At 44.9% G+C, this 14,619-nt stretch carries 11 protein-coding genes and 1 pseudogene; 5 read left to right on the top strand and 7 right to left on the bottom strand.

Annotated elements, in window-relative coordinates; translation table 11 throughout:
* Window position 1: 1 nt before the first annotated feature.
* The 5 genes from DACE_RS14100 to DACE_RS14080 all read left to right on the top strand — a co-directional run bounded on the left by DACE_RS14100 (window position 2) and on the right by DACE_RS14080 (window position 7,648).
* The gene (locus DACE_RS14100; protein ID WP_006002302.1) at window positions 2-1,108 is read left to right on the top strand and encodes a GGDEF domain-containing protein; all 1,107 of its coding nucleotides are present in this window, start codon (window positions 2-4) and stop codon (window positions 1,106-1,108) included.
* 27 nt (window positions 1,109-1,135) lie between these two features.
* Entirely contained in the window at window positions 1,136-3,919 is a 2,784-nt protein-coding gene (locus tag DACE_RS17560) for an EAL domain-containing protein (protein ID WP_006002300.1), read from the top strand.
* A 21-nt stretch (window positions 3,920-3,940) separates the two neighbouring features.
* Window positions 3,941-4,543: a chemotaxis protein CheD gene (locus DACE_RS14090; protein WP_006002298.1), complete on the top strand. Its 603-nt coding sequence runs from the start codon at window positions 3,941-3,943 to the stop codon at window positions 4,541-4,543.
* 121 nt (window positions 4,544-4,664) lie between these two features.
* Window positions 4,665-6,557 carry a sensor domain-containing diguanylate cyclase gene (locus tag DACE_RS14085; protein WP_162013612.1) on the top strand — a complete coding sequence of 631 codons (1,893 nt, stop codon included), beginning with the start codon at window positions 4,665-4,667 and terminating at the stop codon, window positions 6,555-6,557.
* Window positions 6,558-6,727: 170 nt separating this feature from the next.
* Complete coding sequence (locus DACE_RS14080) at window positions 6,728-7,648, top strand: chemotaxis protein CheV (RefSeq protein WP_006002293.1); 921 nt, start codon at window positions 6,728-6,730, stop codon at window positions 7,646-7,648.
* A 262-nt stretch (window positions 7,649-7,910) separates the two neighbouring features.
* Here DACE_RS14080 and DACE_RS14075 read toward each other — a convergent pair whose 3' ends face one another.
* From DACE_RS14075 to DACE_RS18345, 7 genes and pseudogenes are all read right to left on the bottom strand, one after another.
* Window positions 7,911-9,293 carry a multiheme c-type cytochrome gene (locus tag DACE_RS14075; protein WP_006002291.1) on the bottom strand — a complete coding sequence of 461 codons (1,383 nt, stop codon included), beginning with the start codon at window positions 9,291-9,293 and terminating at the stop codon, window positions 7,911-7,913.
* A gap of 40 nt (window positions 9,294-9,333) precedes the next feature.
* Window positions 9,334-9,861, bottom strand: coding sequence for a cytochrome c3 family protein (locus DACE_RS14070; protein ID WP_005997860.1), 528 nt, complete (start codon window positions 9,859-9,861; stop codon window positions 9,334-9,336).
* 179 nt (window positions 9,862-10,040) lie between these two features.
* A complete protein-coding gene (locus DACE_RS14065) occupies window positions 10,041-10,478 on the bottom strand; it encodes a PAS domain-containing protein (protein ID WP_005997859.1) in 438 nt (145 codons plus the stop codon).
* Window positions 10,479-10,543: 65 nt separating this feature from the next.
* On the bottom strand, window positions 10,544-11,449 hold the full coding sequence (locus tag DACE_RS14060; RefSeq protein WP_006002289.1) for a protoglobin domain-containing protein: 906 nt from the start codon (window positions 11,447-11,449) through the stop codon (window positions 10,544-10,546).
* 71 nt (window positions 11,450-11,520) lie between these two features.
* A complete protein-coding gene (locus DACE_RS14055) occupies window positions 11,521-12,699 on the bottom strand; it encodes an FprA family A-type flavoprotein (protein ID WP_006002287.1) in 1,179 nt (392 codons plus the stop codon).
* 123 nt (window positions 12,700-12,822) lie between these two features.
* Window positions 12,823-14,106 (bottom strand): multiheme c-type cytochrome, encoded by a 1,284-nt coding sequence (locus DACE_RS14050; protein WP_005997856.1) that lies wholly within the window; start codon window positions 14,104-14,106, stop codon window positions 12,823-12,825.
* Window positions 14,107-14,258: 152 nt separating this feature from the next.
* A pseudogene (locus DACE_RS18345) lies at window positions 14,259-14,619 on the bottom strand (hypothetical protein); the annotation flags it as partial.

The raw sequence follows: 14,619 nt of genomic DNA, 5'->3' as shown, positions 1-14,619 counted from the left end.
TATGGATGTCATTGTCTGGAATAAAAACTTTGAAACAGGTCTTGCCGAGGTCGACAAGCAACATCGTCACCTTGTTGAAATCACCAATCGTTTTGGACAGATTCTCTCGGATAAGAATGCCCTGTGCAAAGAGATGGAAGAAATTTTTACAGAGCTGGTGTCTTATACACAGTATCATTTTTCTGAAGAAGAACACTTGATGGAGTCGACTGGCATCGACTCTCGTCATATTGCCTACCATAAAAATGAACATGCCAGCTTTCTGCAGAGTGTTCTGCATCTCTACGGTGAAAGCAAACTGGGCCGCGATACGGGTAAGCCCTTATTCGAGTTTTTGATGAACTGGCTTGTTTACCACATTCTAGGTTCTGATCGAACTTTTGGTGAGCAAGTTGCTTTTATCCAAAAAGGGCAAGCACCTCAAGAGGCATATGAAAATTGTGAACATCAGTCAGATGGGGCGAAGGGCGTCCTTCTTGAAGCGCTCAATCGCTTATTTCATCAGGTGCTCAGCCGTAATCATGCGTTGCGTGAGTTGAATCAGACCCTTGAACGGCGTGTCGATGAACGAACCCAGGAGCTCGCCGAGGCCAATCAGAAGTTGGGAGATCTGGCCATGACGGATTTTTTGACGGGGCTTCATAATCGTCGCTATGCGCTGCTGTCTCTCGAAACATTGTGGCAAGAAGCGGATTCTGAAGGGCATCCACTGGCATGCATTATGGTGGATGCCGATGGGTTTAAGGAAATTAACGATACTTACGGCCATGATGCCGGAGATAAAGTGCTCTGCCTGTTGTCTCGTCAACTTAAAGAAACGGTAAGAACAGACGATATTGTGTGCCGCATGGGAGGCGATGAATTTTTGATTATTTGCCCGAAGACGGACATTGTGGGGGCAATGTCCGTCGGTGAGTTATTGCATCAGGCTGTTTGCCAGTTGCAGTATCCTCTGGGAGGCGATCTCTGTCAGGTCCGTGCGAGTATCGGAGTCGCGGCTTTGACGCAACATGTTAGAACCATTGAAGATCTGCTTGTGGCGGCAGATAAGGGTCTCTATGAGGCCAAAAAAGCCGGGAAAAACTGTGTAAAAAGATTTCAGGGATAACCTGACGCTAAGCAGATTGGGGTGGTTATGACGCATAGAACATCGACAAAAGGCCTGTGGCTTACGCTCTTTATTTTATGGACAGGGCTCATCTTTTATTTTGCCTGGGTGGAGTATCGTAATCAGGAACAGCTTATAATCAGTATGGCCCGGTCCGAGACTCTGGGTAGCTTCAATAAGGATTTGCTCTATCGGCGCTGGGCGGCAAAACAGGGTGGAGTTTATGTGATCGTTAGTGACTATACCCCTCCCAATCCTTATCTAGATCATGTTCCAAACCGTGATGTTGTCACGACAGATGGAAAACACCTCACGTTGGTCAATCCCGCTTATATGACCCGTCAAGTTCACGAACTTGGTGCTGCTCAATATGGTTCAAAGGGCCATATCACAAGTTTGAACCCGCTTCGTCCTGAGAATGTTCCGGATGATTGGGAGAGAGCTTGTCTCGAACAGTTTGAAGTTAGACCTAACGAGATTACTTCAATTCAATTTATTGATGAACAAGAGCATCTTCGTATGATTCGGCCCGTGTATACAGAAGCGATGTGCTTGAAGTGTCATGGGGCTCAGGGATATGAAGAGGGTAATATCCGCGGTGGCATCAGTGTTTCAATCCCTCTGGCACCCTATCGCGAAGCACAGTTAAATTTATTCAGCAAAGACATGTCCCATCTTTTTTTATTGTGGTGCATTGGTTCAGTCGTTTTGCTGGTTCTTCGTTTTCAGGTTCAAGATCGACTTCGTCGTGAGGATGAGGTGAAACAAGAACTTGGTCGTTCGGAGGAAAAATACCGTGTTTTGTTTGAAGAGTCTCTTATCGGAATTTGTGTCGCCGATTTTGAATCGGCTGAAATTGTAGAATGTAATAATTATTTGGCACATCTGGTGGAGCGGCATCCTGATGAATTGATTGGCCAACCGCAACGCATACTTCATCCAGACAGTGAAATAGATAAAAGTACTGGTGTCAGCATAACATTCCAAAAGCACCACGGCGAAGACTTTGGAACAATCCTGAATTCTCAATTAATTACAAAAAACGGAAAGTTGAGGGATGTTGAAGTTCAAGGGGGGGTAGTCTCTTTTGGAGAGAAAGAATACCAATATGGACTGTTTCTTGATGTAACTGAGCGCAATAAGTATGAACAACAGAGCTATCGCCTTTTGCAGGCAATTGATCAAAGCCCTATTTGTATATTGATGGCGACTGTTGATGGGACGCCCGTTTATGTCAATCAGGACTTTACGAGAAGGAAGGGATTTTCTCTCGAAGAATGTAAAAATCGTCTGAATCCTATTAATATATTTATCCGAGAGCGTGTAAACGCATTAGGTAATAATGACAACAAATATACCTCTACAGACCCATGGACAGAAGAGCGACAAGCAAGAACAAAAGATGGAAAAATGTACTGGGAGCGCATCTCTATCGCTCCAGCATATGACCTCAATCAGAAGTGTAGCCACTTTGTATTTATCGGTGAAGACATTACCGAGGAGAAGGAGAATGCTCTTCATTTCGAATATCTGGCAACACACGACAATTTAACCGGATTAGCGAATCGCTTATTGCTGCATGACCGTCTTGATCAATTAGTTTTAAAAGCCAAGCGGTCCCACTCTTTGGTATTTGTGATGTTGTTGGATCTTGATCGTTTTAAAGTTATTAATGACAGCCTTGGGCATGATTGTGGAGACCGGCTTCTTCAGCTTGTCGCGGAGCGTTTATTGGATGCCGTCCGTGAATCCGATACTGTCGCCCGTCTTGGAGGGGATGAGTTTGTTGTCGTTTTTCAGGAAACGGACAGTCTGGCTGACGCACTACATGTCGCAGAGTTGATCCTTCAGAAACTCTCAAACCCTTTTAATCTCGATGGAAGGCAACTTCTTGTTACCGCCAGTGCTGGAATCAGTTACTACCCCGATCATGGAATAAGCTCTTTAGAGTTGCTACGTCATGCTGATGTCGCTATGTATAAAGCCAAGGAAACTCAAAGTGATATCTGTGTTTTTGAGCCTTCGATGGATCAGCATCTGCTCCAATCTATGGAACTTGAAGCAGACTTGCGCCAAGCGATCACTAGGAATGAATTGCAGGTATACTATCAGCCTAAAGTCGATGCTAGTAGTGAAAAGGTTGTCGGCCTCGAAGCACTCTTGCGTTGGTTTTCTCCAGATAGAGGCATGATTTCACCTGGGGTCTTTATCCCTTTAGCTGAGCAAAACGGGATGATTCTTGATATCGGTTTGTGGGTAATCGAAGAGGTCTGTCGACAATTAAGGCAATGGTGTGATCAGGGGTATTCTGTTGTTCCTGTTGCGGTAAACCTTTCGGCAAAGCAGTTTCAATCGCTGGACCTCCCTGAGCAGGTTTCAACCATTTTCGATAGGTATCAGATCGATTCATCCTGGTTTGAATTTGAATTAACCGAGAGCATGATTATGCAAAATCCTGTTTCGGCGATCCGCATTATGGAAGATTTAAAAAAATTAGGTATCCGGCTTGCCGTGGACGATTTTGGTACTGGGTATTCTTCACTCAATTATCTTCGACGACTTCCCTTGGATTATTTGAAAATTGATCGTTCTTTTATTGATGATGTGACGATGGATTTTAGTGCGGATGCAGTAGCCACAAGTATTATTGGTATTGCTAAAAGCCTGGGTATGCAGACCATTGCAGAAGGAGTTGAGACCTCTGCGCAGTTGATGTTTTTGCGAGATAATCAATGTGATTTCATCCAAGGGTTTTATTTTTATAAACCAATGCCGGCTGCAGATATTTCTAAACAACTTATCCGTTGTTAAAGGTAGGATTTTTTTAGCACCATGAGAAAAGAGATATATGAAGGCAATACGCGAATTATTATTGATCCGGGAGAATACTATGTATCCGATTCTCCGGTTATGATTTCAACCCTTCTGGGTTCCTGTGTTGCGGTTTGTCTTTTTGATCCTGTCAACAAGGTGATGGGGATGAATCATTTTCTTGTGAGTCATAATCGCGTGCCATTAGTGCACACTGAGGCTGGGCGCTATGGTGTGCATGCGATGGAACTGCTTATCAATGATATGCTTCATCTTGGGGCTAAAAGACTCTATTTAAAGGCAAAGGCTTTTGGCGGCGGGAATGTATTGAAAGGCTTGAGGTCTGGTCAAAATGGGATGACTGTCGGGGAGGCGAATGTCAAATTCACCAGAGAATTTTTAAGCCGTGAGGGCATTGAACTGGTCTCAGAAAGTTTTGGTGGCGAGAGCGGTCGTGTCGTTCATTTTTCCTATGGAACGTTTAGTGTGTATGTACGAAATGTTCAAGGTGCCGGTGTCGGAGAACGTTTGGCAATGCGTGATCAAAATTGCTGGCTGTATGCGATTGGCCAGCAGAAGAAAATAATCTCTCGGGCCGAAGGTATTCACTTGTGGGATACCTGAGATAACGTGTTTTATGGCTCTTGAACTGACTCCTGATTTTATTCCATATTAAAAGACCTGTGATTTTATGACATACAAAACTAGAGGCACTATCGCGTTACAGTTAGGAACCGTTTTTATTGTGATCTTTGTTCTCTTGGGACACTTTACGACGTCGTTTTTATATGAATCTTATTTAAAACGGTTTAAAGTCGATTTTTTTAATCTCGTCTCAAATTATGCATCGAATATTAATGGAAAATTGCTTTCTGCCCATCGAACTTTAATTTCTGTTGCCGAAGTCCTTCCAGGCCAATCACTCTCTGACTCGGCTATTTTGCAGGAATGGCTAGATGACCGCCGTGGCTTATTGAGTACGTTTGATAATGGGCTTTTTATTTTTGATGCACAGGGAAGTCTTATTGTCGAGTCGCCATTTAAACCGAAGCGCCGTGGTCGTGATTACAGTTTTCGTCAGTATTACCAAGAAACCGTTCAGTCAGGAAAACCAATTATTTCTGATCCATATGCCTCTTCCCAGAAAGATAATCATCCCTCAATTATGATGACGGTACCCATTTTCAACGAAGAGAATGACCTTATAGCACTTTTCTGTGGATCGCTGGATCTGTTGGACAATAACTTTCTGGGCGATCTACCGAAACAAAAGCTGGGGAGGGATGGCTATTTCTTTTTAGCCAGCATGGATAGAGAAATTATTGCACATCCTGATGTCACCAGGATAATGAAAAAAGATTTTCCTGTTGGTGTAAATCCGCTATTTGATTTGGCTATGAAGGGGATTGATAGTTGTGACGAAAACGTTAATAGCAAAGGTTTACAAGCCGTTTCCGCATTTAAAAAGCTAAGCATAAAGGATTGGGTGTTAGGGGCAAATTATCCCCTGGATGAGATTCAGGAGCCTCTCATTGATTCACGTCGTCTTATCTGGCTTTTCATGGGGGGAGCATTTTGCATTGTCTTGTTGTTTACCCTTTATGCCTTGAGAGCAATTTTCAATCCATTGTTCTCTTTTACTCACCACCTGGAGACTTTAGCCTCCAAAACAGGTGAGGATAGATTCTTTACCTATAGGGGGCGTGATGAGCTTTCCATAATGACTAAGACATTCAATAGTATGATTAAAAATCTTGATGAAACCCATCATGGTTTGAATCATGCGCAAAAAATGGCTCACTTAGGTAGCTGGCGTTGGAATTTGAAAAATAATGAGCTCGAATGGTCCGATGAGGTTTTCAGAATGATGGGGGATCTCCCAAATTCATATCGGCCTACCCTGGAATATTTCATCGATAAAATTCCCCCGGAGGATCGTGATGAGGTTAATGAAGCTATTCAGGTAAGCATGGATCAACTGAGACCTTATGAAGTAGAGCACCGTATTATCGACTCTCAAGGTCAATTAAAGTATGTAAGAGAACAAGGCGAAGTGTGTACCGACGAGGATGGCAACCTTGTTGGCATGGTCGGTACTGTTCTGGATATAACCACGATGGTTCTGCTTCAGCAAAAGCTCGAACGGCTTGCCACAACGGATGAATTGACTGGTGCCGTGAACAGAAGGCAGCTTTTTATCTATACCGATCAATTTTGTCAGTTAGCTAAAAGATATAAAAAAGCCCTGAGTGTGATTTTTTATGATCTGGATCATTTTAAAGCTGTTAACGACACCTACGGGCATGCGGCGGGCGATGAGGTATTGCGACAAATAACCACCAGGATCCAGTCCATGCTTCGTGATACCGATATTTTAGCGAGATATGGGGGAGAGGAGTTCTGTATTCTGGTGCCGGAGACTGATGGTGATCATGCGTATCTGTTCGCGGAACGGATCAGGCAACGTATTTCAGAAAGTAGCGTTAATCTCAGTTCGGGGGAATCTCTTCAGGTAACGGTCAGTATGGGAGTTGCAACCTACCAGGAGGATGAGCAGGGTTCCTCCCTTATTGATCGTGCAGATCAGGGTGTTTATGAAGCAAAAAGACGAGGACGAAATTGTGTTGTGAAAATGTAGATGCTTGCACGGAAACTTCCTGGCCTTTCTCTGTTTAAATATTGACATTCACGTCAAATAAGACGATAGTTTTTATAGGATTTTAATTTTCAAAATAGGGATTGTTAGTGTTTTCTTTTTTTGTGGGGCGGAGGTCGTGTTTTCGCCTCTTCACATTTAAGGAGTGAGACATGGCGGAGGATAAGACACTTCAAGAAGTGATGACGAGGACCTCTTTGTCTAACTCTAATCAGATGGAAATGCTGACGTTTCGGCTGACGGATGGGCAGTTATATGGCATCAACGTTTTTAAAATAATTGAAATCGTAGAATGTCCGAGGCGACTTGATCGTCTTCCCTATTCAAATCCCGCTGTTAGGGGGGTAGTCGATTTTAGAGGTAACGCCATCACCGTGATAGATTTGGCGCGTTCCATAGGTTTGCAGCCTGTTGACTTTATAAATACCCTCGGATATCTGGTCGTCTGTGAATACAATAACCAGCTCAATGCTTTCCTTGTTTCATCTCCTGAAGTTTTATTGACAAGAAGTTGGGGGGATATCAAAAAACCGAACGGATTCGAAGCGCCTTCTCTCGTAGCTATTGCATACGACGATAACCAGGAAATGGTCCTTTTACTTGATATCGAAGGGATCCTTTCTGAAATAGTCGGGCTGGCTGATGATTTTGACACAAACCTATTGGAACAAGAGAGGGCATTTCTGCGAGGAAAACATGTCCTCTTGGTTGATGATTCAAATGCTGCTTTGATGATGATGAGGAACACATTGTCACAGCTTGGTATGGAGATTACTGAGTATCACTCAGCAGTTAGAGCTCTTGAGGATATTTCTGGCAGGGTAATGGGGGATAAACTGCCAGATTTCAACTTGATTATTTCCGATATTGAAATGCCAGGTATGGACGGCTTTACATTTACACGTTCATTTCGAGCACTCGAGGGCTTTGGGGGAATCCCTGTTATTCTACATAGTTCGATGAGCAATCCGACAAATGAAATGAAAGCCCATGAGGCTGGAGCCACCGCATTTATTCCAAAATTCGATCCAAATGTCTTGGTGCGGCAAGTTTATAGCTGTTTGTCTTCGTAATGCCAGTTTGGCCAAGGTTATTACTTCTCAAAACCTCAAAAAATGGCAGATATTTTACCGAAAATTACGGAAGATGGATTTATAAGCTAGGCTGGGAGGATAAGATTTTTTCTCTGCGAACGAATTCTTTCCTTTAATTGAAGTCTTTTGGCCAGTATATGGGAATCTCAGTATCTCTGCTTTTACTCATCGTGCAGTTCTGATAAAGCCCCCCTGTCGCATGCGAGACAGGGGGGCTGTTCAGTCAGAACCCTGATTGGGATTATGGTTTGCCAAATAGAACCGGTGGTCGGGTTGTGTCCCCAGTGGCATTGGGGAAGTCTTTAAAGATATAGGCTTTTTCGCCTGTCTCAATCAGGTGTCGAGCTTCTTGCATAAACCCATTATACCGGTGTTTGCACTCATAGAAACCATGCCACCAAGCATAATCTGGTGCCATCATTGCCGTCCCCATGCGTGCTCGACGACCTTCGTGGTGCCACAGCTCGTAGAATTCGACCTCAAGATGCTCATCGAAAAATTTACTCTTATCGAGAAGACCTTTGCTGTAAAGATCATCAAGCATGGCTTTTGCCGGTTTGTAATACACTTCGTTGTACTCGTTGATCACGGCATCGGTTTTGGTGTAATGGTCTTCAACCCAGTTTTTGGCGTGGCATTGTTTACACACGTCTTTCATCTTGTTGCGCTCGGTAACCCAGTTACTCTTGGCTGGGAATGGTTTGAAATCCTCTGGGCGGACCGTGAGCGGTGCCTGCAACTCCCAGCTTAACCGTTCTGTGACATCGTGGGTTGTCATTTGATTCCCGGAACCACTCATGTGACAAGATGCGCACGTGGGTCCTCGATAATCAATGCCTGGTGTCCAGGTCCCTGGTGCGGCATCCCAATTGTAATCGTCACCAAAGGCGGCATAGATATCACCGTGCTTGGATTCGGTAAAGATTTCAATCTGTGGATGATCCGGACCTAAATGGCATTGTCCGCAAGCCTCTGGCTTGCGAGCTTCAGCTACAGAAAAACGATGGCGCGTATGGCAACTTGTGCAGCTTCCCTTGCTGCCGTCAAGGTTGATGCGTCCCACTCCGACATTCGGCCAGGTTTCTGATGAAAGCCGCCCTTGGTCATCCATCTCCAGAATCGTGCCGTGGCAGTAATAGCACCCTGCCTGGCGTTCGATATCGGAGTTCATTCCCTTGTTCAGCCACGGATCGACCTTCCACATGATTTCAATCGTATTGGCATGTTTGCTGACGCTGTACTCTTTGACTTCGTCGGGATGACAGCGAGAACAGTCTTTTGGGGTGACGACTTCAGCGATGGGCACGCGGTATTCAGAACGGCCCCACGGGGTGTCATTGCGTTGATATTGCTTAAAATGGGTCTGGCTGATATCCGGGTCTGTCTCATCGGCCAAGTGGCAATCAAGACAAGTAATGTTAGCGCTTGCATGGCGGCTCTCTGCCCAGTCCGAGAAAATGCCCGGATGCTCCTGTTTATGGCATTCCAGACAAGCTTGTGCTTGTTTGGACATGCTGCGTTCCAGGCGAAAATCTTTGAGTTTAACTTGGTTGGCAGCAAATGTTGTTTCTGCCAGAACCAAACCGAGAATTACAGAGACAACAACAGTTATTGACGTTTTCATGGCAGTTCCTTTCTCCCTAGAATGGCATCACGCTGTGTTGTTACAATTTTTGACTATAGGAATAGCTGGATTTGGGTTTATGCACTAAATATCTGTGACAGTCGGTACACAATTTTTCGTAACCTTCTCGGGCATAGACGACAGTTCTATGAGCCATCATGGCACCACGCTTATCAGGCATATAGAGCAGGTTTCGATGGCATTTCATGCATTGATCATTGCTGATGTCTGCCCAAGCATGGTGACGATTTTTTTCGCGATCATATTCATCAAGAAACAGATGCGCGACAACATCCTTGACGCCATGATAGGCCTTAGCATAGAAAAAATCGAAAGTGTCATGCGGTGCTGGAAGGTGACAGTCCATGCAATCCGCTACAACGCCCTGAGTGTTAAACCCATGACTGGAGGTTTGCCAGTCCCTGTAGGCAGGTCGTATTTCGTGACACATGGCGCAGAATTGCGGGGTGGATGTGCGCACCATGGTGTAATAACCCATACTCATAAGCGGCACACCAAGAATAACCCCGGTTGCCACCAGCAGTACGGCTTTCATCCATCTTTTCATGCAAACACCTCCTTTCAGTACAAAGTTGCTACCTTTTGCAATTTCGGTGTTGTAACGGGGGCTATTTCGATCCGCTGCACCTCCTTTCACATTTAGGTGTTTGACGACTGAGAAAATTTGTTAAGTTTGCATCATGTCACCAGTTTTCTGATGCCGATATTTTTGGCAATAAACTAAAACTATTCTGGTTGAGCTTTGAGTTGTTTGATCTGATTCTTCAGCTCTTTTTCTTTGTTTTTTTGCTCGCTCGAATCTCTCATGATGGCGGCGACACCTTGCATCACGCCGTTATTATCTTTAATCATAATGATTGAAAAATCGCTGAATAACGCGTGTCCATCCTTGGGTAAGGCTGGAACCGAAAGGAGGTCATCGCAGTACTTGCTTATCCCCTCTGAGATGACTCTGATATAGCCGTCGTTGTGTCGTTGACGAAGTTTCTCCGGGATGATCAGGTCAAGTTGTTTGCCGATGGCCTCCTCTTTGGTGTAGCCAAAAATCATCTCCGCCCCGCGATTCCATAACTGGATATTTCCGGCACGGTCTGCAAACAAAATAGCATCTGGTGCCTGGTCGCAAATCATGGCCTGGATATACTGTTCAATCTTAGCTTCCATTACCATCCTTTCGCTACGTAAGTTAATGGGTCTTTTTATTCAGTTAGACCATCGTGGTGGCAAATTTAGTGCGTGCTTTTTTTGTCCTGCCTGCCGATGAGCCAGTAAGCAGCGGCGAGCGCAACGATTACGCCGCCAATAATAATGAGCTCATGAGATTTTTCAGCAGATAAAGAGTATATCAGTACTTTGCGAATAAGCGCGGCCATGGCCAGCATAATAAAGGTGCCGATGTCGAAAATTTTTCCCTGCAGGTGTTTTATTTCTTCATGGATCAACTCTATCGCTGCCCATAAAACCAGCAAACTGCCGAGAATGGTTAGAATTCCTTTTTCTACCCCTATATCCGAATAGAAAAGGAGGTAGATATCGTAACCAAATAGGCTGATAGAAAAAATTGCCACAAATGCCAGAGCTATGGCCAAAAATAGATTTATATAGGAGTTGAACTTTTTTAACCCGATTAGAATTGTTTTTTCAAAACCAGAGAGTGATAAAAACTTACCTAGCTCCTCTTCGCGGTAGGAGCTGGTTAGTACATCGAGGTTCATGTCGATTATTTTTTCTATAGCAGCCAGTTCGGCAATGCGCTGCTTTTTGTCAACTTTTTCGTCGACAGAATTTTTAATTATAAAAGTTCTGGTGAAAGTGAATGCCGAGTTGACGTAGTGGGTAGGCAATCCAATCTTCACATGAATCTCGCCTATTTTGTACAGATTGGTGAAATAAGTGAGATCGTAGTCGCCGCAAAATAGATTAAGAAACCACTGCTTAATTTTTATCCGATGGTGCGAAATGATATCTTTGTTTTTTAAAAATTGCGCAGTTTTGCCAAATCCCCAGATGTAGTCATAAAATTCACTGATAAACTTTTCGGCGAGGGCTTCCATGCGCGGTTGCAGCTTGTGTAAAATATCCGCTTCTTCCTCGGTAAATTGATAGTCCTCTTTTAAATCGCGATACAACAACATATTGTTTCCTTTTGATATGCCAAGCTGAACACCGGTAACAATCTAATGTTTTGGAGAAATCTGTGCGCAGATTAGACAAAGCCCTGCTCTTTGTGTTTAGCCGCTATCGTTTTCGCCAAAGTCTCAAGGGCGGCAAGATCCACCTCGGTTGGAAACCCTTTTACCTGTACCGGTTCAATAATTTCGACTTTGAGGTTGGGAACCATTCCAGCCAACACTTCTACTGTTTTACCGCCCCAACCATAGGAGCCGATAATCGATAAATATTTGCTTCGCGGACGTAAGGCGTTGGCTAAAAAGGCGCAGTAAGCGGCGGCGGGATGGGGACCGGCAAGCACCGTTGGGGTGCCAACAACGATTGTTCCAGCATCGACTAAAGCTATCGCCAGTTTGCCAATGTCGGTAACTGATAAGTTAAACAGCTCGACGCGAACACCCTGCTCAGTAAGCATGGCGGTGAGGTGGTCTACCATTTTTTTAGTGCTTTTGTGCATGGAAACGTAGGGCAAAATGACCACATTTTTCAGTTGTCCATCGACCCAGTCTTTATGGGCATCAATGATAAAAGATGGTCGTTTATGCAGTGGACCGTGGCTGGGAGCGATGATGTCAATTGCATAAGGTGCAAGTTTTTGTAGATGCTTTTTGATGCTATTGCCAAAAGGCATCATGACTTCGGCGTAGTAGCGTTTTGCCGCTTCGTAAACACGCGCTTCATCACTGGCGAATAGCTCAGCCGTCGCAATATGGGAGCCGAAAAAGTCGCAGCTGAAGAGAATCTTATCCTCTTGAAGGTAGGCCACCATGGTTTCTGGCCAATGCACCCATGGGGTATGGATGAACTCCAGCGTTTTATCCCCCAGGCAGAGGATTTCTCCGTCTGCGACTGTGATAATGGCGTCTGCGGCGATATCGAGTATATCCATGAGTATCCCTTTAGCCTTGGGGCTCGTTACTAGTTTGGCTTCGGGATATTTAGCCAGGATTTTAGGAATGCTGCCGGAGTGATCTTGTTCAGCATGCAATGATACTAGATAATCAAGCTTGGTAACATCCTTGAGCTGAGCCTCAAGGTCTGAGAAAAACTCTGACTCTACGCTGTCTATCAGAGCTGTCTTTTTGCTGCCTGCAATAAGGTAAGCATTGTAACTAGTTCCATCTGGCAGGGGGATAAGCTCATCAAAGAGGCGTGCTTCCCAATCGATATACCCCATCCAGTAAATATCGTCTTTAATTTTGCGCGGATTCATAAACCTCTCCTGAGTGCGGTTGTATCACCTGCCCAACTTAATCGACTATTATTGCCTGCCCCTTTTGAGTGTTGAATATGTGGATGGCCGCCCCTGAATGGGGCGGCCTAATTCTTTTGTCATTTACTTCTGCTGGTCAGCACGCAGTTGTTGAGCTAGATGTTTTATCTCACCTAAATCCTGAGTCATCATGTTCCAGCCGTACCAATAGGCATAATCCGGATTGACATGGAAGAAGGCTTGATAAGCGCGCATACGATGCTTGAAATACATCTGCAGAAGAACCTGATCAATGTAGGAAAGCTCATCAAGTTTCTCATTCCAGTTGGCACCGTTGGTATGCATTAATGCGAGAATGAACGGATAATTGTAGGGGTAACCTTCAGGCTTCTTGATAATCCCGTCTTTGTAAAGAGCCGCCACCGTTTCAATTGCATCGGCCATGAGGCGATCCGCTTTTGTCAAAATTGCATCACCCATGTCAAGCTGCTCTTTGGCGTAGGTGCGGGAATGGCATTTAGTGCAGGTATCGAGCATTTTGTTGCGTTCTTTTTCCCATGAAGCTTGATCCAGTCGTGCCATGTCGACAGCCTTGACGGCATCAAAAACGGCTGTCGGTTCACCCGTCTCGGGATGTAAAACGCCGAGGGCTTTGAGGATTGTAACGCGATCAGCTGCGGCCTGTGGGTCTTCCGGCAACGGTAAGCGAACACCGAGGAATCCCCAAGCAGTATGATTTTCATGGGTGCCATCGGGTAAGTGGCAGTCCTGGCATGTTGGTGCCGCTGCCCCTTCAGGAAGATCTCCATCTTTTTTGGCAAAGTAACGCGCACCATGTTTCGAGCTCGACCACATTTCCCACTGTGGATGGTCGTATCCCATGTGACATTGCTGGCAGGCTTTAGGGTTCTGGGCTTCTTTCAGGGAAAAGGCATGACGGGTATGACATTCGTCGCAAGAATTGTTCTGATAGCGATAGCCTTTGGCCAATTGGTCAGCCTTTTGCTCTTCACTCTTGATCCCCATGTTATGACAACCGCCACAGCCGCGGCCCCCTTCAATCAGTTCATCTGGGGCCATGTGAGTTGCCGGAATGGCATTCAATACGGTCCAGCCATAGTTGTGTTTGCCGTGTGAGAACGAGGTGAACTGTTCTTCGTGGCACTGGGCACAGACCGCTTCATCGGGCAGTACAGCATTTTTGTAGTCGTCAGCAGAGGTGTGCGCATCTCCATGGCAGGTGTCACAAGTGACGCCGACGTGTGAATGTTGACTTGCTTGCCAGTCGGCAACTTGGCCGGGAGATGTTTTGCTGTGGCAATCAATACAGAGATCTCCAGCAAAAGCTACTCCCGCAGTCATCAACAGAGTGGTACAGATGAGTAAAAACGTTAAACGATTATCCATAGACAGCCTCCTTTGGTTGAAAGTAAACGCTATCTCATCTTTTTAAATATGCAAGATAGCGGCAGAACTTTTTAGACAAGTTGTGAATTTAAGTTCACATAAAATGTAAAAAATTTTATATTGTACTTTGTTTACAAATCCATAGTGTTTCCTTAGGGCCTTGGTTGACCGCTTTGTGAAGTAACCGAAATTGTCTTGGAAAATATCTCCCAAGCTGCTTCAACGTGAGATTCTATGTCAAACTCTCCATCACTCATCTGTTGCAGAAGAATTCCTGGTTGAATGAGGCCAAGATACATGTAGGACAAGACGTCAGGATCCAGTTCAGGACGAATTTTCCCCACTTGTTGTCCATCATAAAAAAGAGTCGCGACTTTTTTTAAGTAGAGTTCAACAGCTTTAAAGAGCCGTAACTTTCTTGTCGATTGAACACCTTCCGAGCCCGTGGCAAACACATAACGAGGAATGCCGCTGCCCTTGAGCACAAGGTTGAAATGAGACTGTAATACAGGG

The organism is Desulfuromonas acetoxidans DSM 684, from assembly GCF_000167355.1.
Taxonomy (GTDB): Bacteria; Desulfobacterota; Desulfuromonadia; order Desulfuromonadales; family Desulfuromonadaceae; genus Desulfuromonas; species Desulfuromonas acetoxidans.
This window is presented reverse-complemented; position numbering and strand designations above follow the sequence as displayed.

What these genes read in the sequence shown, in the direction of transcription:
- DACE_RS14075 (WP_006002291.1), bottom strand. Translation starts at nt 9,293, where the DNA reads ATGAAAACGTCAATAACTGTTGTTGTCTCTGTAATTCTCGGTTTGGTT.
- DACE_RS14055 (WP_006002287.1), bottom strand. Translation starts at nt 12,699, where the DNA reads ATGAATCCGCGCAAAATTAAAGACGATATTTACTGGATGGGGTATATC.
- DACE_RS14060 (WP_006002289.1), bottom strand. Translation starts at nt 11,449, where the DNA reads ATGTTGTTGTATCGCGATTTAAAAGAGGACTATCAATTTACCGAGGAA.
- DACE_RS14100 (WP_006002302.1), top strand. Translation starts at nt 2, where the DNA reads ATGGATGTCATTGTCTGGAATAAAAACTTTGAAACAGGTCTTGCCGAG.
- DACE_RS14065 (WP_005997859.1), bottom strand. Translation starts at nt 10,478, where the DNA reads ATGGAAGCTAAGATTGAACAGTATATCCAGGCCATGATTTGCGACCAG.
- DACE_RS14090 (WP_006002298.1), top strand. Translation starts at nt 3,941, where the DNA reads ATGAGAAAAGAGATATATGAAGGCAATACGCGAATTATTATTGATCCG.
- DACE_RS17560 (WP_006002300.1), top strand. Translation starts at nt 1,136, where the DNA reads ATGACGCATAGAACATCGACAAAAGGCCTGTGGCTTACGCTCTTTATT.
- DACE_RS14080 (WP_006002293.1), top strand. Translation starts at nt 6,728, where the DNA reads ATGGCGGAGGATAAGACACTTCAAGAAGTGATGACGAGGACCTCTTTG.
- DACE_RS14070 (WP_005997860.1), bottom strand. Translation starts at nt 9,861, where the DNA reads ATGAAAAGATGGATGAAAGCCGTACTGCTGGTGGCAACCGGGGTTATT.
- DACE_RS14050 (WP_005997856.1), bottom strand. Translation starts at nt 14,106, where the DNA reads ATGGATAATCGTTTAACGTTTTTACTCATCTGTACCACTCTGTTGATG.